Genomic DNA, 25,275 nt, shown 5'->3' with positions numbered 1-25,275 from the left:
CTCCCTGTTCTGGCGAAGAATAAGTGATTGTCAGTCATGGAATATAGCAGTGGCAGAGGTCTGCGGCCATGTCGACCTTTGATGGATTTCATTGACCGCTTACCCGGGTGTTGCTAGCCTTGCCACACTTTTTTCAGGTGTCCGTCGCAAAGCGCGACGGGTGAAACGGGAAATCGGTGAGCCTGGTAATGCCAGTGCAAGGCCGATGCTGCCCCCGCAACGGTAAGCAGGACAACGGCAATCTATGCGCCACTGTGTCGCCACGACATGGGAAGGTGATTGCCCGGGAACCCAGGGTTCCGCCTGCCAGCCCGGAGACCGGCCTGGAAAAACACCCGATGTTGCGGTGGGCAACCTGGGTGGGTGATATGCCGGTTCCGCTCTCCTGACACCTGTCTACCGCCTGCCCCCATTCCCTGTTCCGCAACAAAACCCAGATTCCCGTGCGGGTGCGCGCGGAGTGCGGAGCAAGTTTCATGTTCAGAATTCAAAGCCCTGTTTTACTGGCCGGCGTTGCCATGGCCGCCCTGCCTCTGGCCGTTTCGGCCCAGTCTGCCCCTGAATCCGATGCCCTGGATCCCATCGTGGTTACCGCGACACTGGGGCCGAAGACCGTTGGGGAGAGCCTGTCTTCGGTTACGGTCATCGAGAAGGAGGATATTGATCGGCAACAGCCCGCGGAATTCCGCGACCTGCTGCGCGCCCAGCCGGGGATCAACGTGGTGTCGGACGGCAGTTACGGCAAGACTACCAGCGTATTCCTGCGTGGCGCTGGCAGCTCAGGTACCGTGCTGCTTCTCGATGGTATCCGCCTGCGCTCGGCCTCTGCGGGTATCCCACCCTGGCAGTTTTTGCCTCCCGAATTGATGGAACGGGTTGAGCTGGTGCGAGGTGCGAAGAGTTCCCTCTACGGTGCCGATGCGGTGGGTGGTGTCATCCAGGCGTTCACCCTGGAACCGGAGGCCGGGCGCCAGGGTTGGGGCGAGCTGAAAGGCGGTTCCCATGAAACCCGTGAGGCAACGGCCGGGCTGGCTGGCCGGGAAGGCCGTTCGTCGTTCCTGGCCGGTGGCGTTTATTCGGATACCGATGGCACGAACCTGCGTGCTGGCGGCGAGGACAAAGGATTCCGGAACGCTGGTGGCCTGGCCAAACTGAGCCACAGTTTTGACCAGGGCGGCGGCGCAGGACTGACGGTTTTCCAGTCTGAAGGTAATACCGAGTTTGAAGGCGGTGATACCGATTTCCTGATTCGTGCCATGGGGCTGCATCTGGAAGCGGTTGCCAGTGACTACTGGCGTACACGTATCCAGTTCTCGGAAGCTCGCGACGAACAGGATACCTTCGGAGCCAATCCCAGCACGTTCGACACCCTGTCTCGCTCCGCGCGCTGGGAAAACACCCTGACGGCCGGTGTTCATGAGCTGGTTCTGGGTACGGAGGTCATGCTTGACGAAGTGGATGGCACCAGCAATTTCACAGAAGACAGCCGGACCAACAGCGCGGTTTTCGGTCAGGGCCGTTTGAACTTTGATGCCACCGATCTGATGCTCAGTCTGCGTCTGGATGACAACGAGGCCTATGGCAAAGAGGAGACTGGCGGTGTGGCCTTCGGTCACCAGCTGGACCGCGCCCATCGCTTTCGCCTCAGCTATGCGACATCGTTCCGGGCACCCACCTTTAATGACCTTTACCTGACGGTGCCGTTCTACACCGGTAATCCTGACCTCGATGCGGAAGAGGGGCAGATGGTCGAAGCCGGTTTCTCCGGGCGATATGACCGGTGGTACTGGGACATTGCGCTTTATCAGAACGACGTGAAAGACCTGATTACCTACGTGTCGGACCCGGTGACCTTTGAGGGCACCATGGAAAACGTCGAGACGGCCAGAATCCGTGGCGTTGAGGTTTCTTCCGGTATCGAGACGGCTGACTGGAATCTGGCGGCAGCAGTAACCTACGCGGATACCGAGAATCGCGATACCGGCGCCCGTTTACCACGCCGCGCGGAAAAAAACGTGCGTCTGGATATTGATCGCCTGTTCTCCCAGTGGTCGGTGGGCGCCAGCTTTATTGCCGAGAGTGACCGCTATAACGATGCGGCAAATACCAGTCTGCTGCCGGGCTATGGCACGGTAGACCTGAGAGCGGCCTGGAATTTCCAGCCTGGCTGGTCGGCCTCATTCAAGGTCGATAACATGCTGGATCGTCGGTATGCCACCAGCATCGGATATGACAGTGCGACCTTCGCGCCCTTTGATTATCTGGCCGCCGGACGAACCTTCATGGCCTCGGTGCGCTATGATTTCCAACAGTAAATTCATTGATCTGAGAGGCTCCCGCCCTCTATGAGGCACCTATGGCTCGCTGCACTGTGTGTACTGTCTCTGCTTGCGCCCTCGTTGGCGCAGGCCCAGGGACCCTGCGTACGCGATGCACTGAACCAGAAGGTATGCCTGGCCGAGCCAGCGCAGCGTATTGTTTCTTTGTCACCGGGTGCCACTGAGCTGTTGTTCTCCGCCGGTGCCGGCGAAAAGGTCGTTGCGGTGAGTGCCTGGAGCGACTACCCGCCAGAGGCGGAGAACTTACCGCAGGTGGGCGACAGCAATCGCCTGGACCTGGAAGCCATTGTCTCGCTGGCGCCGGACCTGGTGGTCGCCTGGGTGGATGGCAATTCCCGCAGCCAGCTGGAACGCCTGTCAGATCTTGGCATTCACGTTTTCTGGCTTGCTCCGCGGACGTTTGACGACATTGCCGCGGCGGTATCGGATCTGGCGTTGCTGACAGGATTACCGGATCTGGGCAATGAGCGGGCCGAAGCGTTTCGTGCAGAAATGGCCGCGCTTGAAGCTCAGTATGCCGATGCCAGACCGGTTAAGGTGTTCTACCAGATATGGGACCAGCCACTGATGACCGTGAACCGGGACGAGCTGATCAGCAAGGCCATAACCCTGTGCGGCGGAGTGAATGTGTTTGGCGGGCTGCCACGGCTGGTGCCCCGGATCAGCCGGGAGGCGGTTCTCGAAGCCAACCCTGAAGTCATTATTACCGCCGGGTCGTCGGACGACAGGCAGTGGCTGGAGGCCTGGCGTGAGTTTCCGGGCCTGGCAGCGGTAGCCGCGGGCAACCTCTTCCTTGAACCACCTGACCTGCTGGCACGCCCGACGCTACGTATGGCAGAGGGTGCCATGCACCTGTGTCAGACCCTGGAGCAGGCCCGTGCCAATCTCTAGCCCTTCCAAGCCCCTCCTGATTCTGCTGCTGGCGGGCTTTCTGGCGGCACTGCTCTCCGTCAGCATTGGCAGTACGTCCATCGGTTTTGGTGACACTCTGAGGGTGATCACCGGCAGTGGCACCGAGTTGCAGCAAACGCTGATTCTGGAGCTGCGCCTGCCTCGCACCCTGAGCGCGTTCGCAACTGGCGGATTGCTGGCCGTGGCCGGGGCACTGATGCAGGTATTGTTGCGAAATCCCCTGGCCGATCCTTATGTGTTGGGGCTTTCTGGTGGCGCGGCAGTGGGTGCGTTATTGGCCATGCTGGCCGGCGCTGCCGGTTTTCTGATATCCGGCTCCGCGTTTGCAGGTGCCATGCTGGCCACCCTGCTGGTGTTTGGTTTGGCTCACGGTAGTGGCAGCTGGACCCCATCGCGGCTGTTGCTTACCGGTGTGGTGGTCGCCGCCGGCTGGGGCGCCATGATTACCCTGATCCTCTCGATGACCCCGGCCAGCCGATTGCCGGGCATGCTGTATTGGTTGATGGGCGATCTTTCCCACGCCGCCACTCCGTGGCCGGGACTGATCATTCTTGTGCTCGTATGCCTGATGGTGTTTCCTCTGGGCCGGGCCCTGAACGTGCTGGCACGGGGCTCCCTGCAGGCGGCGGCGCTGGGCGTTTCGGTGCGGCCACTGGAATGGTCGATCTACCTGATGGCCAGCCTGCTGACCGCAGCCGCCGTCACCATGGCCGGTTCGGTTGGTTTCGTTGGCCTGGTGGTACCGCACATGTTGCGGCTGGTGCTGGGCAACGACCAGCGCCTGATTCTGCCGGCCTGCGCACTGGCGGGCGGTACGCTGCTGGTGCTGGCGGATACCCTGGCGCGGGTGGTGATTGCGCCGGAGCAGTTGCCGGTTGGGGTGATCACCGCGCTGATCGGCGTCCCGACCTTCCTGTACCTGCTGTATAGGAGCCGATGATGACACGCCTGGCAACCGAAGCGCTGATTATCGACATTCCGGGCCGCAGCTCAGGCGTTCCCCTGAATCTGGCCATCGAACCGGGACAGGTCTGGGGCGTGCTGGGCCCTAACGGTGTGGGTAAAACCACCTTGCTCCATACTCTCGCAGGATTGCGGGAGCCCAGAAGCGGAAAGCTGCTGCTTGATGGAACGCCGTTGGACGGCATCCGCCGCAAGACCGTATCGCAACGCATGGGCCTGGTATTTCAGGACCGGCAGGATGGATTCCCGGCAACGGCACTGGAAACCGCCCTGATCGGCCGCCACCCCTGGTTATCGCCTTGGCAGATGGAGAGTGGTGATGACCTCGCGATTGCTGAAAGGGCTCTAATAGAGCTGGACGTGATCCACCTGAAAGATCGCCTGGTAAACACCCTCTCCGGCGGTGAACGCCAGCGGGTAGCCATTGCTACCCTCATGACCCAAAGCCCCGAAATCTGGCTCCTGGACGAACCCACCAATCACCTGGATTTACAGCACCAGACCGCCGTTATGAAGCTGCTGCGCCAGCAGGCAGCGTGCGACCGGGGCTTGTTCATGTGCCTCCACGACCTCAACCTGGCTGCGCGATGGTGCGACCAGATCCTCCTTCTGTACCCCGACGGCCAGGCCTGCTGGGGACCGGCCCGCGACATGCTGGTGACTTCTGCACTCGAAAGCCTGTTTGGCCAGCGTTTGCTATCTGCCGAACTGGATGGTTTTCCGGTGTTTGTGCCGGGCTGAAGTGTGAGGCTTTATCCTCGAGCCCGTTATTGGTTATATAGTCACTCAAATCCCCCCAACAAGGCCATCACCATGACCATTGAACGTATTTCCACCAACAGCCGAATGAGCAAGATCGTAAAACACAACGGCACTGCTTACCTTTGCGGTCAGGTTGCCAAGGACCGTAACGCCGATATTCATACCCAGGTAACCGGGATGCTGGAGAAAGTGGACGAGCTGCTCGAGACCGCCGGCTCCAGCCGCGATCGAATCCTTTCGGCAACCATTTACCTGGCAGACATGGCCGATTTCAAAGCCCTGAACGAGGTGTGGGACAACTGGGTGCCTGAAGGTACGGCGCCGGCCCGGGCCTGCGTTCAGGCTCAGATGGCGTCGCCGGAGTTGCTGGTGGAAATCTCGGTGATTGCCGCAACGTCCTGACGGCAGCCGGGAAGGTCTGGCGATTTGTCGGCCTGAGAAGTCGGCCGTTTATTTCTGGTAGGAACAGGAGCACACCATGGCGTCCCCACTCGTAACCACCGACTGGTTGCAGGAAAACCTCGATAACGAACGGTTGGTTCTTATCGACGCGAGTATGGCCACGGTTATTGGCAAGGAGCCGATCGTTTATGATCACCCGGTGTGGATACCGGGGAGCTTCCAGATTGATCTGGAGGGAACGCTCTGCAATACGGAATCGTCCCAGCTCCATGCGTTTCCTACCGAGGAACAGTTCACTCAGGAAGTTCGCAGGCTGGGCATAACGCCTGAAAGACTGGTGGTGCTTTACGACAACCAGGGAATCTATTCCGCTCCCCGGGCCTGGTGGATTCTGCGGTCGATGGGCCTCGAACAGGTTTTCGTGCTCGATGGTGGCCTGCCACAGTGGTTGGCAGAGGGGCGTGAGACGGTGTCGGCCCCGATTAATAGTGCGGCTTCCGCCGGGAACATGGCGGGCCGTCTGGACCGCGGACGGGTTCGGGATTCCGCCTTCGTGCTACAGCATTTGGACGACGAGCGAGTTTCGGTGATTGATGCGAGATCCCGGGCGCGGTTCCTGGCTCAGGCCCCGGAACCCCGCCCGGGAGTGCGCGGCGGCCATATTCCGAACTCACTCAGTCTTCCGTTTACCGAGGTGCTGGATGGTTACCGGTTTAAGCCGGTCAGTGAGCTGGAGGCAAAGTTCAGGCATCTCGGTACGAACCTTCAGCCCGGAGACGGGCATCAACTGGTGTTTTCCTGCGGTTCCGGCATCACCGCCTGCATCATTCTGCTGGCGGCCGAGCTGGCCGGGTATGACCAGCTCTCTCTTTACGACGGTTCCTGGGCGGACTGGGGCAGCGACGAATCCCTGCCGGTGGCTTGAGCCCGGGGGATTTCGGTTATTCCGGCCTGTCAGGCCATGCGCTTCATGATCCGGTCTCCCAGCAGGTACTGATGCGCCAGGGCAGCTGCTACGTGTACGCCAATCATGAGCCACAACACGTTGGCCAGCACTTCATGAACCTCTTCCCCGCTGTCTTCCAGCCACTCGATTTCCGGGCCGTAGCCAAAGACTGTCCAGCCGAAAAAGGTAACAGGATCGCCTTCACCGAGGGAGGATGCGAGCCCTGACAGCGGCATCAGGATCATCAGGGCATAGAGCGCAATGTGCCCGAGCTTGGCCATGGTCGCCCATTGAGCCGGTGGTGTTACACGTGCGCGGTTAAGCCAGCGCCAGAGACCGCGAAAGATAACCAGCCCGAAAATGGTCAGGCCCAGGGTCTGGTGCCAGGCCATAAGCGACGCATCAGAGAGTGTGTGTTCCAGGGCTTCAAACCAGACTTCGCTGGCAAGCATTACCAGCAGCAGAACCGCCATTATCCAGTGCACAGCCCGGGAAACGGCACCATAGCGGTTGTCAGCGTCCATCAATGTCATCGCGATTCTCCTTGATCAAAGGCTGGCGGGGCACCTCTCGGGCCCCGCGCTGGCTGTTGGTAATCAGCTCCGGTGTCCGCCGCGAACCGGGGCACCGTACTGGTTGAACTCCTGCTCCCGGATCAGATTCTGCTCGGCATCTCGCAGTTGGACCCGGTATGTGCCATCCGACGTTTCCTCAACGGACACATCCACGCCCGGGCCGAAGCGTCTTAGCGCCTGGCCGTAAGCCATGATGCGCATTTCGTCGGTGCTGTATTGCTTCAGATCGGAACCCATGGATTTGCCGTGGTGGCGATTCTCGTAACGATCGTCACAGTCACCTCGCCCGTAGTCGTCATCGGCAGACGCAAGCAGTGGCGTGGCGCCGAGTATCGCGGCGATGGAGAGAGCAGCAATGGTGGTCGTTTTCTTCATGGTCGAACTCCTTGGTTGGTTAAACCCATGACGGAATGTCATTGTTGGTCGGGAGTTATTCCATCAAGGAAACGTCGCAGAATTGTCTCGGTGACCCACCGACTTTGTCGCAACTTGTCGCAAGGCAGGGATTTGCGACGGTTTTTGACAAGATCGCGCCCAAGCGGGAAGTCGACTCCCCTATAATCAGGGCAGACGGTAATTCAACGGAGTAACGAGTGAGCGACTCTCCCACAATCCTGGTGGTCGATGACCACCGGGACATTCGAGATCTGGTCGGCCGCTATTTGCAGGAGCATGGCCTGCGCGTGCTGCTGGCGGATGGCGGCGATGCCTTGAAGCGCCAGTTGCGACAGCACTCCATCGACCTGGTTGTGCTGGACATCATGATGCCCGGGGACGATGGCCTCACGCTCTGCCGTTACCTTCGTGAGCACACCGAGTTGCCTGTTATTCTGCTTACAGCCATGAGCGAGGAAACCGATCGCATTGTCGGCCTCGAAATGGGCGCCGACGATTACCTCACCAAACCCTTTAACCCCCGGGAGTTGTTGGCCCGCATAAAAGCAGTTCTGCGCCGTACCACAGCGCTGCCACCGCAACGCAGCCCCATGGCCGGGCAGTCCCTGACGTTCGAGGGCTGGACGCTGGACGTCGACCGCCATCAACTCATCGATCCGGAAGGTGTCGAGGTGTCGTTGAGTACCGCCGAGTACAAGCTTCTGCTCGCCTTCCTTGAGCACGCCGGCCGCGTGTTGTCCCGTGATCAGCTGATGGACCTGACCCTCGGCAGAGAGGCGGATGCCTTTGATCGAAGCATTGATAATCATGTCAGCCGCCTGCGCCGAAAGATCGACCCGGATGCCCGCAGCCCCAGGCTGATCAAGACCATCTGGGGCGGTGGCTACCAGTGGATTGCTGCGGTCGAAGGGGCTGAACAATGAGACTGTGGCCACGGCGCGCCGGTGGGCAGCTGGCGCTGTTATTGATTCTGGTGCTGCTGGTGGCCCAGGTTATCACCATCGTTATTCTGGCGGGTGAGCGCCAGGGAGCGTTGCGCAGTGCCAGTCTGGAACACGTCCTCCAGCGGGTGGCCGATGGCTATACCCTGGCCGATACCACGGACCCGGAACGGCAGGAGCGAATTCTGCGGGCACTCTCCAGCCCGACTCTGCGGCTTTCGATCGATCCTGCGCCCTATCTGACCGAGGATCGGGCCTCCGGCATGACGCGCCGGCTGGCCAAGGAATTGGAACTGCCGGTGGAGCAGGTTCGGACAGCCATGGAGGCTGACGAAGACAATTGCATGCCGGATCGCGATGAACATCGGGACCGTGAACGGCATGACGATGAAGATGATGAGCACCACGAGTATGAAGAACACCGTGACGAGGACGACCATCGGGATGACCGGCACGAATGCCCCCCGGTCCTGGGGGTTTCCCTGGCCTTGTCCTCCGGCCAATGGTTCAATGCTCGGGCCCGACCACCAGCGCCCTCCTGGTTGTGGTTGAAGGCTACGCTCACCAGCGTAGGGATTACCGCTGTGCTGCTCACGCTGACCTTGTTGCTGGCGGTTCGTCGAATCCTGCAGCCAATGAACGAGTTGAGCCTGGCAGCCCACGCGTTCGGGCGGGGAGAGAAAGTCCGGGTTCCTGAAAAGGGACCGGAGGATGTTCGTGAGGTTACCCGCGCCTTCAACCAGATGCAGGATCAGGTTGGCCGCGCCCAGGAAGACCGGGCAAGGCTGCTGGCGGCTCTCGCTCACGACCTGAGGACACCCATTACCTCCATGCGGCTGCGGGTTGAAATGCTGCCGGAAGGTGAGGACAGGGACCGTCTTCTCGATTCCCTCAGGGAAATGCAGCATCTTGCCGAAGCTACCCTCGATTTCATCCGGGGCACCACCACCGAACAGCACCGTCGCTATGATCTGGCGACCCTGCTGGACAGCCTGTGTGGTGATCTCCAGGAAATGGGCTTGGCGGTGCACTGCGATGACAGCCCGAGATGTGTACTCCAGGGGCAGCCTGAAGCCGTCAAACGTGCCCTGCGTAATTTGATTGAGAACGCGGTTAATTATGGCGACCAGGCGGAAGTAACACTGGCAACCACAGACACAGAAGCGGTTGTCACGATTGTTGATCAGGGGCCGGGTATTCTGGAGGCGGACCGGGAACGGGTTTTTGAACCCTTCTATCGGCTGGAACACTCACGCAGCCGCGAAACCGGTGGCGCAGGCCTGGGCCTGGCTATCGCCCGCACCCTGATTCGGGGGATGGGTGGCGATATCCGGCTGGGTGCTGGCCCGGGAGGTCAGGGCCTGCAGGTTTCGGTGACCTTGCCCAAAACCAGGTAGGGCCTGTCAGAACAGCACTTCGGCACGGGCAAACCCCAGGGCGTCGAGTGCCTCGACGGTCGCATCCAGGTTTGCGTAGCTGCAGACATGATCGTCGTCTGAGATCAGGAAAAAGGTCTTTCCTTCAATATCCTTAAAAAGTATGACCCATTCGTGCGCATTCGAGGGGGATCGTACGATTTTCACGGAATCAACACGGTTTTCTTTCCGACGGGCTTTAATTTCATGCTTTTTCATCGTTTCTTCTTCTCTTAATCCCTCGCCAGCTCAATCCTGCCAACTGCCGGGCTCAGGCGTGGTAAACCGTTTGACCTTGTCTGGTGGTGCGCAGCTGGGGTTCATTTGTTCATCAGTCAATAATAGGTAGCTGTCCCGGTGGGCCGTGCCCACGGGAATGGCACCCTCTTTGGTGAAGCAGGGTAGCTCAATCTGATCGGCGACGAGGAGATAGCTGTCCTCGGTTTCGCTCATCCACAACCAGGCATTGCGATTTTCCTGTTCCCGACCGGTAAAGAAGCTGAAATGGGTGAAGTCGCGTTTGGAAAACAGCAGGAACTGCTCCCGGAAGTCGATCATGCCGAGCTGCCCGCCGGGCGGGATATGCTGTTCTGCGGCGGCCAGCACGTTGCGAGGAGTTCGAAGCGGCTCAAGAATTCGATAGCCCCAGGTGCCCAGCAGCAGCCAGGTGATCATCATGGCCAGAAACAGACGCCCCAGCGCACGGGAGCGCCAGAACCCGAACAGGGTGATCAGCCAGGCCAGTCCTATGACGAAGACGAACGTCCCCGCCTCGTGCAGTTTGGCCGGGTCGGTGCTGTAGTCAGCCACTTTTTCAACCAACCTGGGGTGGTCGTTCCAGGCCAGGACGCCAACCGCCATCAACGCGATACCGAGCAGTAACTGCACACCTGTCAGGAGCGGCGGAAACCACCCCGCCGGTTTCTGGCTGCTGAGCAGCGGGGCGAGAATCAGCGCCAGCATGGGCAATGCTGGCAACAGGTAAACACCGCGCTTGCCGGGGCTGAGGCTGAAAAACACGATGACCAGGGCAATCCAGCCCAGAAGTACAGGAATAATCGGCCGGTACCGGGCGGTTTCAGACAGGGGCCGGATCAAGGCCAGCAGCAACAGCGGAAGAGGAAACCAGAGCGAGGGAATTACGCTGGTGAGGTAATAGTACCAGGGCTGGATATGGCCCCATGAGTAGGCATAGCGCTCGCCGGTCTGCTTGAACAGGATATTATTCCGATAAGCCAGGGCCTCTTCGGTGCCGAGATTGTTAACGTAAAGCACCATGGGAATCAGCCAGGCGGCAACCACTGCCAGCATGGCCAGCGGGCCCAGTGCGCAGCGCCAGGTGAGCGTGCCACGGAACAATGCGCGATCGCGAAGCTTCATGACCACGATCGGAATGAGCATCAGCGCCGGCAGGAAGCCAACCCCTTTGGTGATGATCCCGAGCCCCATAAATGCCCAGCCAACGAAGTACCAGCCCCAGGCGGGCCCGGTGAAAAAGTGTCGGATCAGACCGTAGCAGGCGACGGCAATCCAGCAGGCAACCATGGCATCGATCTGGGCTTTCTGGGCCTGGATCACGAACTGTGGCGCGAGCATCAGCAACATCACCGCGATGGCACCGGTTCGCTGGTTCCACAGGCGGGTGCCCAGATCAAAGACCAGTCCCAGTGTCAGCAGGCTACACAGCGCATTGGGCAGCAGGAATGCAATCTTCAGGTTGCCGGTCAGCCAGTAAAAGAAGGCAATACTCCACATGAACACCGGTGGCTTGTCCGGGTAGAACTCACCACCCCGCATGGGGATAAGCCACTGCCCGGAGGCGACCATTTCACGGGCCACTTCCGCAAACCGCGGTTCGTCGGCAGGCCAGGGGGAGCGCAGTCCGATCCCGGTAAAAAACACGACTGCAGCAATGGCGAGCAGTAACAGCAGGAGTTGATTGCGGGACAGATTGAACAGGGTGTCCGGCAGGTGGCGGACGAAGGGGGATGCAGGCATGGGTCGGTCTCAGAGAGAGTCGGAAACGGAATCGGCCAGCGTCCTGGCCCTCTGGTTGTGGTAGAGAAAGGCACCAATCAGCGAGGCAATAATGAAAAAGCCGATGCTGACGGCAAGCTGATAGGCATTGGCATTGCCGATACCGGCACCGGCCAGGGCGAACACCAGCATCTGGGGCAGGTAGCCCAGTGTGCTGCCAAAGAGAAACGGTGAGAAACGGATCCCGGAGCAGCCGGCGACAAGGTTGGTCACCAGGTTACTGCCCACGGGCAGCAAGCGGACCATGAGAACTTTCAGCAGGGTCTGCTCCCGGAACAGGCGATCAAACTGCTGCATCCGGTGGCTGAACCGCCGGCTCAACGGCGTCCGCAGCAGCCAGCGGGCGGTCATGAAGCAGCCGGTGGCCCCGATGGCGGCGGCCAGAGTCGACAGCAGCGTTCCATTGAGCCCGCCCAGGGCAAAGCCCAGCACGAAGGCGAGCAACTGGCGGGGAGCCCCAAGGCCGGTAAACAACGAACCGGCCAGGGTAATCGCTACCAATCCGCCGACACCATGGCTGTGGAGATAGTTCGCTACTTGATCCTGATCGGCAATGAAGTCGAGCCATCCGTTATGGATGGTCAGATAGCCAACCAGCACAAGGGCGGCGAAGGCCAGCCAGCGGGAACCGTTGATCATGTCAGGAGCGCTCCGCCACCGACCCCTGTGGATCGGCCTGACCGGCACTGCTGATGACAGGAACGCGGGTGCGGTGCAGCAACCACAGCACACCGAGCAGGTCCAGAATGCCGGCCCAGGTCCGGTTCCAGGCGTTGTATTTGGAGATGCCGGCAGTCCGTGGGCGGTGGTTGACCTCCACGATGGCAATGTCACCGCCAATTCCCCGTACCAGAGCCGGGATGAAACGGTGGCCGTGGTCGAACCAGGGCAGTTTGAGGAAGGTTTCCCGTGGAAACAGCTTCAGGCCGCAGCCGGTATCGGGCACGCCATCATGAAGCAGCGCATCCCGCACGCGGTTCGCAAGGCGGGACTGGAAGCGTTTCCAGGCGGTGTCCTTGCGATTCTTGCGATAGCCGGCAATACAGAAATCCGGGTTGCGCAGGGTGTTGGCTTTCTGGAGCATGGCGGGGATGTCGGCCGGATCGTTCTGGCCATCGCCATCCATGGTAACGATGAGCCTGCTCCTTGCCTGCCGGATACCCGATGCCAGGGCACCGCTCTGGCCGATGCTGCGCTCGTGACGAATGGTCAACAAGCGGCCACCGAGGGCCCGGGCGGTTCTCACGGCTGTGTCCAGCGTGCTGTCGGTGCTGCCATCATCCACCAGCACCACCTCGAAGCCGTGATAGTCACGCATCACCCCGTAGGCCTCGGTTAGCAGGGTAGCGATGTTGGCTTCTTCATCCTTGGCAGGGATAACCAGCGACAGTGTTCTTTCCTGACCCATGTAGAGACATCCTCGAAAACGGAATATCAACCGGGCCGTCTGGCGGCCCTGTTCACTTGGGCAGGAGTATCCTCTTCAAACCTTAAACCAACCTTAAGTCTGCCTGCGACGGGAAGCCGCACGGGCCGGCAGCCAGATGCTGACGCACAGGCCCGAGTTGCCATCCGGCCGGTCGCCGAGGGTGAGCTGGCCACCATGAAGTTCCGCAATACGCCGGGCGATGGCCAGCCCGAGACCGGCGCCGCCGCCGAGGCGCTGGTCCAGTCGGACAAAGCGGCTGAGCGCCCGTTCGCGCTCCTCGGCAGGAATGCCGGGGCCCTGGTCGCACACGGTGATGTGGTATCCCTCGCCGGAAGGCGTCAGGTGTGTCTCAATGGTGGTGTGTTCGGGGCTGTACTGGATGGCGTTGGCCAGCAGGGAGCGCATGAGGGTGTTGATCAGTGCGCTGTGGCAGGAGACCAGGGCCTGACCAGCATCGTCCTGGAGTACCGGGTCGATGTGCTTTTTCAGGGCCAGGGGTGCCACATCGGCAATGCTCTGCTCAACGATGGCAGACAGGTTGTGGTATTCCGGCGTGAAATCGGCACCGGAGTCGACGCGGTTGAGCAATAACATCTGTTCAACCAGGTGCACCATGCGGTCCACGGACTGGATCAGGTCACCGTATTGTTCCGGATCCTTCTCGTAGACTTTTTCCAGGTTCAGTCGCAGGGCCGTCAGTGGCGTTCGCAGCTCATGGGCGGCATCGGCAGAGAACCGCCGTTCCCGTTCCAGGGCCTGGTTGAGGCGTCTGAGCAGGCCATTCACCGCCTGCACCAGACCGGCGACCTCCTTCGGTGCCTGGCGGTCGTCCAGGGGATGAATGTTTTCCGGAGCCATGTTCCGTACCGGCTTCTCAAGCTTTCTCAGCGGCTGGAAGCCCACCTGAATTGAGACCAGAACCGCCAGAGCCAGCACGGGCAGCACGATCAGGAAAGGCAGTACGTTGCCAAGCGCGATTTCCTGGCTGAGTTCGTCCCGGACGTCCTCGCGCTGGGCTGTACGGATCCAGAAGCCGGTGGCAGGATCTTCAATGGTGAAGGTTCGCCACTGGAACCCGGCCACTTCCTGCCAGCCGAAGCCGCGTTCAAGGCCCTGGGAATCATTGGCGCGCAGGGTGTCCAGAATCGGTTTCCGGTCCGGCGACCAGACCTCAAACGCAAGCTTCCGCTCGTATTTGTGACCCGCGCCGTCGGGCAGGATTTCGTTCTCCTCCTCCTCGCCCTGATATACGCTGTCTGGCAGTTGGAGGGTCGTTTCCAGGGTATGAGTGATCTGGTCTATCGACTGTGTCGATGAGAGGTGCTCAACCAGGCCCTGGACGATGCGGGTGCTCTGGGCCAGCTCCGCGTCAAAAAGCTCCTCCAGTTGATGGTCGCTGACGTAAAAGCCCCAGCCGGCGGCAATCAGGGTAATGAAAAACACCGTGCTGGTGATCAGAAGGATCAGTTTTCGGGTCAGGCTCATTCGGGAGATACCTCTGCGGCAGCTTTGCTGTCCAGCATGTAGCCAACGCCGCGGACGGTGCGGATGGTCTGTTTGCCAACGCGCCGGCGCAGGTGATGGACGTGTACCTCAAGGGCATTGCTTTCTGCGCCCTGCTCCCAGCCATACAGCTGTTCTTCCAGCCGACGGCGGGTCGCCACCTGGTCCGGGTGGCGCATCAGATAGTACAGAATCTGAAATTCGCTGCGCGGCAGGGTTGCGTTGTCATCGCCAATCTGAAGCTGACCCGAGTCAGGGTCGAGAGTGAGCCTGCCCACTTGCAGTCCGCCGGTTCGGACCCCCGAGCCCCGGCGCGTGACGGCCCGGATTCGGGCTTTCAGTTCCGCCATGGCGAAGGGTTTGGTCAGGTAGTCGTCAGCACCCGCATTAAGCCCCTGAAGTTTTTCGTCGAGATCTCCGCGCGCGGTGAGGATGATGACCGGGGTGTCAATACCCTCGTTCCGGATCTTTTTGACGATATCCAGCCCGTCCACCCGGGGCAGCGTCAGATCCAGGATCGCCAGATCGAAGCTGTCGTTCAGGAGTGCATTGAGCGCCTGCTGGCCATCGTCCAGCCAGTCAACGGTATTCTGTTCGTCGCGCAGCATTCCCAACATGGTGTTGGCGAGCAAATGATCGTCTTCAATCAGCAATATTCGCATGTAGCAGGAATCCGATAGGTGTTCAGCTTAGCGGATGATCGTTGGATGCATTGTAATCGATACCGCCGTTTTTGCTTTTGTCCTGGAAGCTGTTTGCGTTAGTTGTAGCTGACGGTGTCAAGAGAAACAGCTGAAAGCGACGATTCTCAGCAATCGGTGTGGTGACGCCCTCAAGGCGCCGGAGCATCGCTTTGTTGCCTTTCTCGACGGCCAGCGCCATGGGCTTCTCCAGGTTGCTCGATTCAAGTCGATCAATAACAGTAGTCTGCTCCACTGCATGGGCCTCGCCACGGCTGTAAAACCGCGCGGAGAAGGGCGCCTTTCCCAGGTAAAACAGATTGTCTGCACTCATGCCGGGGAGTTGTTCGACTTGCGCGACCAGATCCCGCTCGGTTTTCAGTTGCTCCGGGTGCAGGCTAAGCCAGCCGGCGGCGGCAATTCCCAACATGGGAATCATCAACACTGCGGCCAGGCTGGACGCGGGCATCCGACCGCAAAGTTCCTTCGGCCAGAGGCTGGATGCCAGCACGGCGAGAAATGGTAACCCCGGAAGCACGTAGGTCCATAGAATGTTGCCGGACAGGGTAAAAAAGATGGCCGGACTAAGCGCGGACGCAAGAATCAGTCCGCCCACGCCTTTCTCGAGAGACAGCCACTCCTGCTGTGCCGGTTGGCGGCGCCAGCGGCTGACGCCAAAAGCAGCAACTGCGATCAGGCCCCAGGGAAAACTGGCAGCCAGCAGATAGAGCCAGATGGTACCTCGAGTAAATTCATGTGCGTTGCCATACAGGTCGCCCTGCCAGCTACTGACCAGGAAACGTTTGAAGTGTTCTCCCACGATGAAGTAATCCAGAAACCCGGGGGTCTTCAGTTCGGCGAGGACATACCAGGGAGCAGCAACCACCATCATCAACAGTAAACCGCGGAGCCAGGGCAATTGCTGCCACAGGGTCAGCCACCGCCGGGTCGTCGCCACCCAGAGGAAAACCGGCAGTCCGGTCAGAACCAGAATCAGGGGGCCTTTGGCGAGCAGGCCGATGGCAAGGCCGATGAAGAAGAGCCAGCCCCACACTATCGGGCCGCCCTGAAGACGAATAACAAGGCTGGTCAGCACCAGCGTCGAGCCAAGGGCAAGGAACGAATCGGTCATCACCGTACCGGCCGTCAGAAAGCCCAGTGCCGTGGTGGCATAAATCAGGGCTGCCCAGAGGCCGGCCGACTTGGCCGCTTCGCTGTTGCGTTCCGGGTGCAGGTAACGACGCAGGGTGAAGACAAGATAAACGATGACAACATTGGCCAGCCAGGAAGGCAGCCTGCCGGCGAATTCAGACACACCCAGCAGTTTGAACGACAGTGCCTGCGTCCAGAAAGATAGGGGTGGCTTGCCCCAGAAGGGCACGTCGTAGTCAAACCAGGGGGTGATCCAGTCGCCGGTTTCCGCCATTATGCGGGCAATCTCGGCGTAGCGCGGTTCCGTGGTATCTGCCAGAGGCAGTATCGCCGTCAGTCCGAGGCGTGCGGCAAGCACAGCAAACAGGAGCCAGAGCAGGGTGTTAATGTTTCTGGTCATTTCCGGCTACTCGCAGTTGGGGGAGAACCGGCTGGGCAGTATCGTTGCTGTCTTCCGAAACAATGAAGACCGGGCGCTGTTTGGTCTCCATGTAGATGCGACCCACGTATTCCCCCAACAGGCCAACACACAGAAGCTGAACCCCGGAAAGGAACGTGATCACGACGATCATGGAGGCGTAACCCGGTGTGGAAATGCCGAAAACCAGCGCCCGGATAACTTCCCAGGTGCCGAAAAGGCCACCTGCGCCGGCCGCAAGCAGGCCCAGGATCAGGGCAATCCGCAGGGGGCGAGTGGAAAACGAGGTAATTCCTTCCATGGCCAGGTGCATGAGCTTCAGGTAATTCCACTTGGTTTGGCCTGCCAGGCGGGGATCACGATCGAATTCGAGTGTCACCGTTGGCATGCCGACCCAGGCGAACATGCCCTTCAGGTAGCGGTTGCGCTCGGGTAGCCGGTTGAGGGCATCCACAGTGCGTCGGCTCATTAGTCTGAAATCTCCGGTGTCGACTGGTATCGGTGCATCACTGATGTGGTTGATCAGGCGATAGAAAATGCTGGCAGTGGTGCGCTTCAGCCAGCTTTCACCGGCCCTGGACCGCCGCTTCATCAGCACCACGTCTGCCCCCTTTTGCCATGCTGCGACCATTCTTGGGATTAACTCCGGCGGATCCTGAAGATCGGCGTCCATCAGTACCACGGCATCGCCGCGTGCACTCTCCAGGCCCGCGGTAACGGCCGCTTCCTTGCCAAAGTTCCGGGAGAGCTGAACCACCCGGATTCCGGCGTAGCGGTCCCTGGCCCGAAGTAGCTGGGCAACAGAGTCGTCCCGGCTGCCATCGTCCACGAACAGCAGCTCAACCTGGCCCGGCAGTTGGCGGCAGACCAGACCCAGCCGTTTCAACAGGGTTGGAATCACATCGGCTTCGTTGTGAACCGGGATAATAATGCTCAGCATCGGGTTACTGAACGTTGATTGTCTGTTCTTCATGGAAAACAAACCTCTGTGCAAAGAGATAGTTGGCAAAGGCAACCAGCCCGGTCGTGATTAGTTGCGAGGAGGTGACGCCGAGACCCGCAACCAGGAGTAGCGAAAAGCCCGTTAAATTGAGAACCCAGCCCAATGCAGCCGCGGTGAGATATCGCGGGAACGCAATTCTATGGGGCAGGTTGGAATAAAAAGCGTAGCGATGCTGGCCAACATAATTTGCCAGCAATCCAGCCGTGGCACCGGTGGCGGTTGCGAGAACGGCGTTCAGTCCCCAACCGATCAAGACCAGCATGGTCAGCCAATGCAGCAGGGTGGCGACGCCACCGGCCAGCAGGAAACGTGGCAATCTGCCCCAGCCGGTTAACCGCAATAACGGGAATCTCATACAGCCTCACTTCAGAACCCGGCGTTATCGGAAGAATCCGAATGATGGCCGGCACCTTACCCGACCATTCTTAAGCAAGCCTTAACCGCACCCTCTGAAAAACCTTAAGCCCGCCTTAAGGTTTCTCCTCGCGCTCCTTAAGCCTGGTTTAAGGCTTGGCTCCTAATCTGGCATTCGTGATGAAAGCGCCCAAAGGGAGCCAAACTGGAGAGCCTATATGACAGACCCGCTGATGATGTCCACGTGTTGTCCCCCGGATTCCGGGGAGGTGGTTCCGGTCATCCGTTGTGCCGGTCGCTGGTTTAACGAGATCCGTCCTGACACGGCCATGGCCGAGACGGTTGCGGGTTTTATTCGCCGCCGCTTCCTGCATGCCTATGGCGCTGAACCTTCTTTGCGCATACCTGCGCTCCTGGCCCTGACCACGGCCCAGGGCACACTTCTGGCAGCGGTCGGTGTTCGAAACGCCGCGCTGGAAAAACTGTTTCTGGAAGACTACTTGTCGGTGTCGGTGGAATCGGTGATGCCGGTTGCGGGTGTCGAGCGCCATCGGATTGCCGAGATTGCCCATCTGGCCGGCGTTGAAGCCGGCGTCAGCCGGTTTCTGTTTGCCTCGCTGTCGGTGTGGCTGGATGGGGCCGGCTATGACTGGGTGGTGTGCACCGGCACGGATCAGCTGCGCAACAGTTTTCACCGCCTGGGTATTGCCACCGAGGTTCTGGCGACGGCGGATCCGGCCCGGTTGCCCGATGGGGGAGCCGGCTGGGGGCGTTATTACGACCATCATCCGGTGGTCATGGCCATCCGGGTGGCCGATGGCATGTCCGCCCTCCGGAGTGCGGGTCTGCTCAGGCTGATTCAGCCCGTTGAGTCTGAAGCCGCCGGGAGCGAGGCGATGGCAGGAGGTTCCTATGGCCACATTGCCTGAACTTCTGCAACGCCAGGCCGATAAGCAACCCTCAGGCATCGCGCTTCAGGGGCCCGATTCAGCGTTTAGCTATGCCCAGATGATGCAGGCGGCCGCTGCCCTGGCCGATCAGCTGACACGGTTGGGTGTCCGCCGGGCCGGTTTGTGTGGTGACAATTCCGTGGCCTGGATTCTTGCGGATCTGGCCTGCTTGCTTGCCAGCGTGGTGTGTGTACCGGTGCCGGTTTTTTTCTCCAGAACACAGACTCAGCATCTGACTGAACGTGCTGACCTTGATTGCCTGCTGTCTGCGGACACAATCGATGGCGGCGAACACATCGGCCATGGCGTCTGGTTAAAGCATCTGCCTGTGTCTGCTGCCGGGGCCTGGATGCCGGAGCAGACCGCAAAGATCACCTTCACCTCTGGCAGCACCGGCAACCCCAAGGGCGTTTGCCTGTCGGTGGCACAGATGACAGCCACCACGCTGGCTTTGCAGGAGCGCCTTGAAGGCGTCGAACTTGAGCGGCACCTGTGCATCCTGCCGCTGGCCACACTGCTGGAGAACATTGCCGGTGTTTACCTGCCCCTGCTGATGGGCAGCACGGTGATGGTCGCTCCCTTGCAGGATCTGGGCATGACCGGCAGCAGTGGCCTGGAATTCGGGCGGCTGGTGCAGGGCATCAACAGGCACCAGCCACACTCGCTGATCCTGGTGCCAGAACTGGCCGTGGCGCTGGTGTCCGCCGCCGAACAACAGCATCTTGAGAGTGAGTCTTTCCGGTTCTTGGCGGTTGGTGGCGGACGGGTTTCATCCGACCTGCTTGCCAGGGGCCGAGCGGTCGGTCTGCCGCTTTACGAAGGCTACGGACTTTCCGAGTGCAGCTCGGTGGTTGCATTGAACACCCCCCGGACAGAGCGCGAAGGAACGGTGGGCCAACCACTCAGCCATGTGCAGGTTCGGGTGGACGAGCGGGGCCACATTCTGGTGGCGGGCAATACCCATCTTGGCTACCTGGGGGATGAACCGGCAGGCGATGAATGGCTGGATACCGGTGATCTGGGTGCCCGGGATGACGAGGGCTTCCTGTCAGTCAGTGGTCGCGCGAAGAATCTTCTTATCACCAGCTTCGGCCGCAACATCAGCCCCGAATGGCTGGAAAGTGAGCTGATCCAGGCAATCGGCGCGCGCCAGGCGGTGGTGTTCGGTGATGGCGACCCCCGGCCTTCCGCCCTCGTGATGGTGCAGGATGGCCGCTCACCGGACGCGTTGCGTTCCCAGCTGGAATCCCTGAACGACACCTTGCCCGACTACGCCCGTTTGTCCGGTGTCTATATCCGCCGTCAGCCTCTGAGTCAGGCCGACGGTTATCTGACCGCAAACGGACGGCCTGTACGCCAGCAGATTCAGGACGACCTGCCGAGCCTGCTGGCCGGCGCGTTTCCGGTTTTCATGAATCTTTCCATCTCAACCCCTGATTTTCCAAACACGCCAGGAGGATCTTTCATGGCATTTTTCGATCGACTGCAGTCCGAAACCGCACAAGCCCGCGCCCACGTAACCGGCGCACCCGTTATTGCAGCCATCCGCGAGGGTCGGTTTGATCTGACGGGCTATACCTGGTTCCTGACCCAGGCCTATCACCACGTCAAACACACGGTGCCTCTGATGATGGCCTGCGGCGGCCGTCTGCCCGAGCGTCTGGAATTTGTGCGCAAGGCGCTGGTGGAGTACATCGAGGAAGAGTACGGCCACCACGAGTGGATTCTCAACGATCTTGAGGCCTGCGGAGAAGACAAGGAAGCCATCCGTCATGGCAGTCCGGATACCTCCATCGAGCTGATGGTTGCCTACCTTTATGACCGCATCAACCGCGGCAACCCGGCGGCGTTCTTCGGCATGGTCCAGGTGCTTGAAGGTACGTCGATTGAGTTGGCGACACCGCTTGGTGAGGCCATTCAGAAGCAGCTCGGGCTGCCGGATGAGGCCTTCAGCTATCTGTACTCTCACGGAGCCCTGGACCAGGAGCATTTCGAGTTTTTCCGGAACCTGATGAACGACATCACCGATCCGGAAGACCAGCAGGCCATCATTGAGGCGGCGCGCATGGTCTATCGGCTTTATGGCGACATGCTGCACAGCATTCCCCTGCCCGAAAGCCGGAAGGAGCAACAACATGAGGCTGCATGACCGCGTTTTCCTGCTGCTGGGTGGTACAGGAGGCATCGGCAAGGCGCTGGTCGAACCTCTGGTAAGAGCGGGTGCCCGGGTGATCATTGCTTCCCGGCACCCGGAAAAGCTTGAGCATCGTGAGGGCGTCTCGCTTGCTCACCTGGACCTGTCAGCGCCGGACCTAGACCAGCAGCTGGACCGCCTTGGCGATGCCTATCCGGACATTGATGGCGTTATCCACTGTGCCGGGCAGAACCGGTTTGCCAGCCTGGGCAATATGGCCGTCAGTGACCTGGACGCACAGATCGCCGTCAATCTCCGGTCAGCGATGATTGTAGCCAGGCATTTTGCGCCACGGTTTGAAAGAGCTGGGCAGGGGGCGCTGGTGTTCGTGGGTTCTACCTTTGGCAGCATCGGTTTCCCGGGTTACACCGCCTACTGCGCCAGCAAGTTCGGTCTGCGGGGCTTCACCGAGGCGCTGCGCCGGGAGCTGGCCGATACCCCGGTTCAGGTGATCTATGTAGCGCCGCGCGCCACCGCCACGGATATGAATCCGGAAGCCGTAAATGAGCTTAACCGGGCACTGGGCAATGCCATGGACGCGCCTGAAGCGGTGGCGTCACAGATTCTTGCCGCCATGGAAAACGACGATCGCCGGCGCTTCCTGGGCTGGCCGGAAAAGCTGTTTGTGGTGATCAACGGCATCCTGCCGAGAATTGTCGACAAGGCGATGCTGAAGCAATTGCCGGTCATCCGGCGGTTTCTGAATCCGGGAGTGTTGTCATGAAACGAGTGCTATTGGTGATTCTGTGCCTGGCGGCCCAGCCACTCTGGGCGGCGGCTCTGGAGACCGAACTGGCAGGTATCCAGCATCGCTGGGCGGAGATTCAGTATCAGGTACCGGCGGACGAGAAAGAGAAAGCCTTTGAGGGTTTGGCTGATGAGGCAGAACAGTTCGTCGCCCATTATCCGGGCCGGGCAGAGCCTCTGATCTGGCAGGGTATAGTGTTGAGCACCTACGCCGGCGCCAAAGGTGGCCTGGGGGCCCTGGGGCTGGTGAAGGAGGCCCGTAAATCATTGGAAGCGGCCCTTGAGATTGATCCGGACGCGCTGGATGGTTCAGCCTACACCTCTCTTGGCAGCCTTTATTACCAGGTCCCTGGCTGGCCCCTGGGCTTTGGTGATGATGATAAGGCCCGGCAGTATCTGCAGAAAGCATTGGCCATCAATCCTGATGGCATGGATGCCAATTTCTTCTTTGGCGATTTCCTGCTGGACCAGGGCGAGCCGGAACGCGCCCGGAGTTATCTGCAGAAAGTCCTCGATGCACCCGACAGGGCCGGACGAGACGTCGCCGACGCCGGTCGGCGGGAAGAAGCCAGGAGCCGCCTGGACTCGCTCTGATTCGTCCTCTTCAGAACGGGTTTGCTTCCTGTCAGCGTGGGCTACACTCTTTAATGGAGAGGGGTGAATCGTCCGTCAGGAGGACGTGTTGTCCATGGCGTCAAGGTCCGGTAACGGGCAGCAAACTGCTTTATCTGCCCGTTTTTTTCAGAAGCTGGCCTCAGGGGTTCCTGGAGTCCTCTTCATATATTGGGTGAGTTCGGAAGGAGATTCCCACCGCTGTCCTTTTATCAGCGAACATGTGCAGTCGCTCTTTGGCATTGATCCCGCAGATCTGAGTGATAACGCGGATGCGATTTTCGCCATGATCCATCCGGAGGATGTTGATGCCGTTATGGCCAGTATCCGTGCCTCGGCAGACAGGTTGAATACCTGGAGCTATCGGGCCCGGCTCAGGCTTGAGCATGGCGGTTACGAGTGGTTCGAGGTTAATGCGGAGCCCGAGCGCCAGCCTGATGGCGGCACGCTCTGGTACGGCCAATTCCACAACATCCAGCACTACAAGAACCTGGAGCAGAGCCTGCGCGAAAGTGAGGCGGAGTTTTCCTTCCAGGCCGGGTTCCAGCGGCTGATTGCCCGTCTCTCCACCGAATTCATCAATCTGGGATTTGGCACCATTGATCAGTGTATTGATGAACTTCTGAGATCCATCGGAACGTTTTTCAAGGTAGACAGGGCCTACCTGTACTGCTTTTCCGATGACTATTCCGTGATGACCAATACCCATGAGTGGTGCAGGGACGGTGTGCCCGCTCTGATCGACACACAGCAGGAGGTGTCGATCGACAGTTTTCACTGGTGGCAGGAACAGATCGAGGGGATGGTGAGTGGTAGCCGGGTGGTGTTTATTGAAGATGTCGACCGACTGCCCCGGGAAGCTGCTCCCGAGCGGGCACTGCTTCAGGAGCAGGGGGTGTCGTCGATGTTCTGCGTGCCTATCCGGGTACGCGGACGGGTAACGGGCTTTTTCGGCGTTGACTCCCTTCGCCGAAGAACCTGGCGTCTGGACCAGGCCGACCTGTTGATTATTGTTTCCGGCCTGTTATCGGGTGCCCTGGAGCGCAACCGCCTGGAAGAAGAGCTGCTGAACCAGTCCATTCGGGACCCGCTGACCGGCCTGCACAATCGCCGTTACCTGATGCCGAGGCTGGATGAAATGCTCGGCCGGAGCAACCGCCGGGGTGAGCGCTTCGCCCTGGCGATCTTCGACATCGATCACTTCAAAAAGATTAACGACTCCATCGGACACCTCGGCGGGGATTATATCCTGCAGCGGTTTGCCGACATTCTGATCAGCCAGACACGCTCCATGGATGTGGTTGCCCGCTTCGGCGGGGAAGAATTCATTGTTGTCTTCAGCGCTGTAGAGCACGGCGATGTACGACAGCTCGTCCAGCGAATTCTCGAAGCTGTGCATGAGGAGCGTTTTGTCTTTGATGACGATGAGATACCGGTGACCGTCAGCGCAGGTGTGGCCGGAATAGAGGAGTTCGTTGACCGCCCAGCCTCGCCGGACGCTCTCATTGCCGGGGCGGATCACAGGCTTTATCTGGCCAAGCAGGCAGGGCGGGACTGTCTTGTTGATGTATCAGGAACATTGCGCATATAAAAAAAGATCATTTCACCTCATATTACTAAATAGTATATCCTTAGATTAAAAGTGATATTTGGATTGTCTAGAGGTGACTGTCATGAGCAACCCGATCGTTCAGCATTTTTTTGATGAACCCACCAATACGTTCAGTTACGTGGTGCGTGACCCGGACAGCCAGGCCTGCGCCATTCTCGATTCGGTCCTGGATTTTGATTACGCCGCGGGCAAAACCGATGTGCGTTCTGCCGATGAAATTATCGAGTACATCCGCAGCAACGATCTGAAGGTCGAGTGGATCCTGGAAACCCACGTCCACGCGGATCACCTGTCTGCCGCGCCCTACCTGCATGAGAAGCTGGGTGGCAAGACCGGCATTGGTGCGCACATTCGCGACGTACAGGAAATTTTCGGCAAGGCGTTCAATGCCGGTACCGAATTCCAGCGCGACGGAAGCCAGTTCGACAAGCTGTTCAAAGAGGGCGACACTTTTGCTATTGGCGGTCTGGAAGGACGCGTTCTGCATACGCCGGGGCATACCCCTGCCTGTCTCACTTATGTGATTGGCGATGCGGCTTTCGTCGGGGACACCCTGTTCATGCCGGACTTTGGCACAGCTCGCTGCGATTTCCCCGGTGGCGATGCCCGCACCCTGTACCAGTCCATCCAGAAGGTGCTGTCCCTGCCTGCGGAAACCCGAATTTTCCTGTGCCACGATTACAAGGCGCCCGGCCGCGATGAGTACCAGCACATGACCACCGTTGCGGAGCAGCGCGCCGCAAACATTCACGTCCATGAAGGTGTCTCCGAGGAAGAGTTCGTGAAAATGCGCACCGAGCGGGATGCGACCCTGGATATGCCACGGCTGATTCTGCCGTCCGTTCAGGTGAACATGCGGGCAGGCCACATGCCGCCGGCCGAGGACAATGGCCAGGTTTACCTGAAAGTACCGGTTAACCTGTTCTGAGATTC

25 protein-coding genes and 1 riboswitch are annotated in these 25,275 nt (G+C 59.8%); of the genes, 14 read left to right on the top strand and 11 right to left on the bottom strand.

Going from position 1 to position 25,275, the window contains the following annotated elements; all coding sequences use genetic code 11:
* Positions 1-118 precede the first annotated feature (118 nt).
* Positions 119-341, top strand: a riboswitch (cobalamin riboswitch).
* A gap of 135 nt (positions 342-476) precedes the next feature.
* The 6 genes from AC13DD_RS18855 (at position 477) to AC13DD_RS18830 (ending at position 6,303) form a co-directional block, all read left to right on the top strand.
* A complete protein-coding gene (locus AC13DD_RS18855) occupies positions 477-2,315 on the top strand; it encodes a TonB-dependent receptor plug domain-containing protein (protein WP_053113671.1) in 1,839 nt (612 codons plus the stop codon).
* A 30-nt stretch (positions 2,316-2,345) separates the two neighbouring features.
* A complete protein-coding gene (locus AC13DD_RS18850; protein WP_273155715.1) occupies positions 2,346-3,230 on the top strand; it encodes a cobalamin-binding protein in 885 nt (294 codons plus the stop codon).
* Positions 3,217-4,191 (top strand): FecCD family ABC transporter permease, encoded by a 975-nt coding sequence (locus AC13DD_RS18845; protein WP_053113674.1) that lies wholly within the window; start codon positions 3,217-3,219, stop codon positions 4,189-4,191. Before AC13DD_RS18850 ends, AC13DD_RS18845 begins: the two co-directional genes overlap by 14 nt.
* Positions 4,191-4,955: an ABC transporter ATP-binding protein gene (locus AC13DD_RS18840; protein WP_273155713.1), complete on the top strand. Its 765-nt coding sequence runs from the start codon at positions 4,191-4,193 to the stop codon at positions 4,953-4,955. The genes AC13DD_RS18845 and AC13DD_RS18840 overlap by 1 nt, the downstream gene beginning before the upstream one ends.
* Positions 4,956-5,027: 72 nt before the next feature.
* Positions 5,028-5,378, top strand: coding sequence for a RidA family protein (locus AC13DD_RS18835; protein WP_008177087.1), 351 nt, complete (start codon positions 5,028-5,030; stop codon positions 5,376-5,378).
* Positions 5,379-5,454: 76 nt separating this feature from the next.
* Entirely contained in the window at positions 5,455-6,303 is an 849-nt protein-coding gene (locus tag AC13DD_RS18830) for a sulfurtransferase (protein WP_273155711.1), read from the top strand.
* 29 nt (positions 6,304-6,332) lie between these two features.
* Here AC13DD_RS18830 and AC13DD_RS18825 read toward each other — a convergent pair whose 3' ends face one another.
* Entirely contained in the window at positions 6,333-6,857 is a 525-nt protein-coding gene (locus tag AC13DD_RS18825) for a cytochrome b (RefSeq protein ID WP_273155710.1), read from the bottom strand.
* Between the two features lie 63 nt (positions 6,858-6,920).
* On the bottom strand, positions 6,921-7,274 hold the full coding sequence (locus AC13DD_RS18820; RefSeq protein ID WP_008177093.1) for a hypothetical protein: 354 nt from the start codon (positions 7,272-7,274) through the stop codon (positions 6,921-6,923).
* 218 nt (positions 7,275-7,492) lie between these two features.
* On the opposite strand from AC13DD_RS18820, the gene AC13DD_RS18815 reads away from it, so the two are divergent.
* Both AC13DD_RS18815 and AC13DD_RS18810 read left to right on the top strand, forming a co-directional pair.
* Complete coding sequence (locus AC13DD_RS18815) at positions 7,493-8,218, top strand: response regulator (RefSeq protein WP_008177094.1); 726 nt, start codon at positions 7,493-7,495, stop codon at positions 8,216-8,218.
* Positions 8,215-9,633, top strand: a complete 1,419-nt coding sequence (locus AC13DD_RS18810; RefSeq protein ID WP_104270458.1) for a sensor histidine kinase — start codon at positions 8,215-8,217, stop codon at positions 9,631-9,633. Before AC13DD_RS18815 ends, AC13DD_RS18810 begins: the two co-directional genes overlap by 4 nt.
* 6 nt (positions 9,634-9,639) lie before the next feature.
* Here AC13DD_RS18810 and AC13DD_RS18805 read toward each other — a convergent pair whose 3' ends face one another.
* The 9 genes from AC13DD_RS18805 to AC13DD_RS18765 all read right to left on the bottom strand — a co-directional run bounded on the left by AC13DD_RS18805 (position 9,640) and on the right by AC13DD_RS18765 (position 18,228).
* Positions 9,640-9,870 (bottom strand): hypothetical protein, encoded by a 231-nt coding sequence (locus AC13DD_RS18805; protein WP_008177099.1) that lies wholly within the window; start codon positions 9,868-9,870, stop codon positions 9,640-9,642.
* A 30-nt stretch (positions 9,871-9,900) separates the two neighbouring features.
* Positions 9,901-11,649 (bottom strand): ArnT family glycosyltransferase, encoded by a 1,749-nt coding sequence (locus AC13DD_RS18800; RefSeq protein WP_482931575.1) that lies wholly within the window; start codon positions 11,647-11,649, stop codon positions 9,901-9,903.
* 9 nt (positions 11,650-11,658) lie between these two features.
* Positions 11,659-12,327: a TVP38/TMEM64 family protein gene (locus tag AC13DD_RS18795; RefSeq protein WP_136630665.1), complete on the bottom strand. Its 669-nt coding sequence runs from the start codon at positions 12,325-12,327 to the stop codon at positions 11,659-11,661.
* Position 12,328: 1 nt separating this feature from the next.
* A complete protein-coding gene (locus AC13DD_RS18790) occupies positions 12,329-13,096 on the bottom strand; it encodes a glycosyltransferase family 2 protein (protein WP_136630666.1) in 768 nt (255 codons plus the stop codon).
* Positions 13,097-13,189: 93 nt separating this feature from the next.
* The gene (locus AC13DD_RS18785; RefSeq protein WP_412536935.1) at positions 13,190-14,602 is read right to left on the bottom strand and encodes an ATP-binding protein; all 1,413 of its coding nucleotides are present in this window, start codon (positions 14,600-14,602) and stop codon (positions 13,190-13,192) included.
* Positions 14,599-15,282 carry a response regulator gene (locus AC13DD_RS18780; RefSeq protein WP_069182625.1) on the bottom strand — a complete coding sequence of 228 codons (684 nt, stop codon included), beginning with the start codon at positions 15,280-15,282 and terminating at the stop codon, positions 14,599-14,601. The genes AC13DD_RS18785 and AC13DD_RS18780 overlap by 4 nt, the downstream gene beginning before the upstream one ends.
* A gap of 22 nt (positions 15,283-15,304) precedes the next feature.
* Complete coding sequence (locus tag AC13DD_RS18775; RefSeq protein WP_412536936.1) at positions 15,305-16,852, bottom strand: ArnT family glycosyltransferase; 1,548 nt, start codon at positions 16,850-16,852, stop codon at positions 15,305-15,307.
* On the bottom strand, positions 16,836-17,810 hold the full coding sequence (locus AC13DD_RS18770; protein WP_083231744.1) for a glycosyltransferase family 2 protein: 975 nt from the start codon (positions 17,808-17,810) through the stop codon (positions 16,836-16,838). Before AC13DD_RS18770 ends, AC13DD_RS18775 begins: the two co-directional genes overlap by 17 nt.
* A gap of 4 nt (positions 17,811-17,814) precedes the next feature.
* On the bottom strand, positions 17,815-18,228 hold the full coding sequence (locus AC13DD_RS18765; RefSeq protein WP_482931574.1) for a GtrA family protein: 414 nt from the start codon (positions 18,226-18,228) through the stop codon (positions 17,815-17,817).
* Positions 18,229-18,445: 217 nt separating this feature from the next.
* Between AC13DD_RS18765 and AC13DD_RS18760 the strand changes: the two genes are divergently transcribed.
* The 6 genes from AC13DD_RS18760 (at position 18,446) to AC13DD_RS18735 (ending at position 25,270) form a co-directional block, all read left to right on the top strand.
* A complete protein-coding gene (locus AC13DD_RS18760; protein ID WP_194838957.1) occupies positions 18,446-19,156 on the top strand; it encodes a thermostable hemolysin in 711 nt (236 codons plus the stop codon).
* The gene (locus AC13DD_RS18755; protein WP_069182629.1) at positions 19,140-21,326 is read left to right on the top strand and encodes an AMP-binding protein; all 2,187 of its coding nucleotides are present in this window, start codon (positions 19,140-19,142) and stop codon (positions 21,324-21,326) included. Before AC13DD_RS18760 ends, AC13DD_RS18755 begins: the two co-directional genes overlap by 17 nt.
* Positions 21,313-22,095, top strand: coding sequence for an SDR family oxidoreductase (locus AC13DD_RS18750; RefSeq protein ID WP_136630669.1), 783 nt, complete (start codon positions 21,313-21,315; stop codon positions 22,093-22,095). The genes AC13DD_RS18755 and AC13DD_RS18750 overlap by 14 nt, the downstream gene beginning before the upstream one ends.
* Positions 22,092-22,712, top strand: coding sequence for a tetratricopeptide repeat protein (locus AC13DD_RS18745; RefSeq protein ID WP_136630670.1), 621 nt, complete (start codon positions 22,092-22,094; stop codon positions 22,710-22,712). The genes AC13DD_RS18750 and AC13DD_RS18745 overlap by 4 nt, the downstream gene beginning before the upstream one ends.
* 94 nt (positions 22,713-22,806) lie before the next feature.
* Positions 22,807-24,321: a sensor domain-containing diguanylate cyclase gene (locus AC13DD_RS18740; protein ID WP_482931573.1), complete on the top strand. Its 1,515-nt coding sequence runs from the start codon at positions 22,807-22,809 to the stop codon at positions 24,319-24,321.
* 82 nt (positions 24,322-24,403) lie between these two features.
* Positions 24,404-25,270, top strand: a complete 867-nt coding sequence (locus tag AC13DD_RS18735) for an MBL fold metallo-hydrolase (RefSeq protein WP_069182633.1) — start codon at positions 24,404-24,406, stop codon at positions 25,268-25,270.
* The last annotated feature ends 5 nt before the right edge of the window (positions 25,271-25,275 follow it).

The sequence above is a fragment of the Marinobacter sp. L-13 genome, from assembly GCF_056857715.1.
This window is presented reverse-complemented; position numbering and strand designations above follow the sequence as displayed.

Excerpts from the sequence above, each read along its gene's own strand:
- AC13DD_RS18820 (WP_008177093.1), bottom strand. The coding sequence starts at position 7,274 with ATGAAGAAAACGACCACCATTGCTGCTCTCTCCATCGCCGCGATACTC.
- AC13DD_RS18785 (WP_412536935.1), bottom strand. The coding sequence starts at position 14,602 with ATGAGCCTGACCCGAAAACTGATCCTTCTGATCACCAGCACGGTGTTT.
- AC13DD_RS18800 (WP_482931575.1), bottom strand. The coding sequence starts at position 11,649 with ATGCCTGCATCCCCCTTCGTCCGCCACCTGCCGGACACCCTGTTCAAT.
- AC13DD_RS18825 (WP_273155710.1), bottom strand. The coding sequence starts at position 6,857 with ATGACATTGATGGACGCTGACAACCGCTATGGTGCCGTTTCCCGGGCT.
- AC13DD_RS18755 (WP_069182629.1), top strand. The coding sequence starts at position 19,140 with ATGGCCACATTGCCTGAACTTCTGCAACGCCAGGCCGATAAGCAACCC.
- AC13DD_RS18745 (WP_136630670.1), top strand. The coding sequence starts at position 22,092 with ATGAAACGAGTGCTATTGGTGATTCTGTGCCTGGCGGCCCAGCCACTC.
- AC13DD_RS18760 (WP_194838957.1), top strand. The coding sequence starts at position 18,446 with ATGACAGACCCGCTGATGATGTCCACGTGTTGTCCCCCGGATTCCGGG.
- AC13DD_RS18775 (WP_412536936.1), bottom strand. The coding sequence starts at position 16,852 with ATGACCAGAAACATTAACACCCTGCTCTGGCTCCTGTTTGCTGTGCTT.
- AC13DD_RS18835 (WP_008177087.1), top strand. The coding sequence starts at position 5,028 with ATGACCATTGAACGTATTTCCACCAACAGCCGAATGAGCAAGATCGTA.
- AC13DD_RS18850 (WP_273155715.1), top strand. The coding sequence starts at position 2,346 with ATGAGGCACCTATGGCTCGCTGCACTGTGTGTACTGTCTCTGCTTGCG.
- AC13DD_RS18735 (WP_069182633.1), top strand. The coding sequence starts at position 24,404 with ATGAGCAACCCGATCGTTCAGCATTTTTTTGATGAACCCACCAATACG.
- AC13DD_RS18830 (WP_273155711.1), top strand. The coding sequence starts at position 5,455 with ATGGCGTCCCCACTCGTAACCACCGACTGGTTGCAGGAAAACCTCGAT.
- AC13DD_RS18750 (WP_136630669.1), top strand. The coding sequence starts at position 21,313 with ATGAGGCTGCATGACCGCGTTTTCCTGCTGCTGGGTGGTACAGGAGGC.
- AC13DD_RS18855 (WP_053113671.1), top strand. The coding sequence starts at position 477 with ATGTTCAGAATTCAAAGCCCTGTTTTACTGGCCGGCGTTGCCATGGCC.
- AC13DD_RS18765 (WP_482931574.1), bottom strand. The coding sequence starts at position 18,228 with ATGAGATTCCCGTTATTGCGGTTAACCGGCTGGGGCAGATTGCCACGT.
- AC13DD_RS18790 (WP_136630666.1), bottom strand. The coding sequence starts at position 13,096 with ATGGGTCAGGAAAGAACACTGTCGCTGGTTATCCCTGCCAAGGATGAA.
- AC13DD_RS18780 (WP_069182625.1), bottom strand. The coding sequence starts at position 15,282 with ATGCGAATATTGCTGATTGAAGACGATCATTTGCTCGCCAACACCATG.
- AC13DD_RS18740 (WP_482931573.1), top strand. The coding sequence starts at position 22,807 with ATGGCGTCAAGGTCCGGTAACGGGCAGCAAACTGCTTTATCTGCCCGT.
- AC13DD_RS18795 (WP_136630665.1), bottom strand. The coding sequence starts at position 12,327 with ATGATCAACGGTTCCCGCTGGCTGGCCTTCGCCGCCCTTGTGCTGGTT.
- AC13DD_RS18810 (WP_104270458.1), top strand. The coding sequence starts at position 8,215 with ATGAGACTGTGGCCACGGCGCGCCGGTGGGCAGCTGGCGCTGTTATTG.
- AC13DD_RS18805 (WP_008177099.1), bottom strand. The coding sequence starts at position 9,870 with ATGAAAAAGCATGAAATTAAAGCCCGTCGGAAAGAAAACCGTGTTGAT.
- AC13DD_RS18840 (WP_273155713.1), top strand. The coding sequence starts at position 4,191 with ATGACACGCCTGGCAACCGAAGCGCTGATTATCGACATTCCGGGCCGC.
- AC13DD_RS18770 (WP_083231744.1), bottom strand. The coding sequence starts at position 17,810 with ATGCTGAGCATTATTATCCCGGTTCACAACGAAGCCGATGTGATTCCA.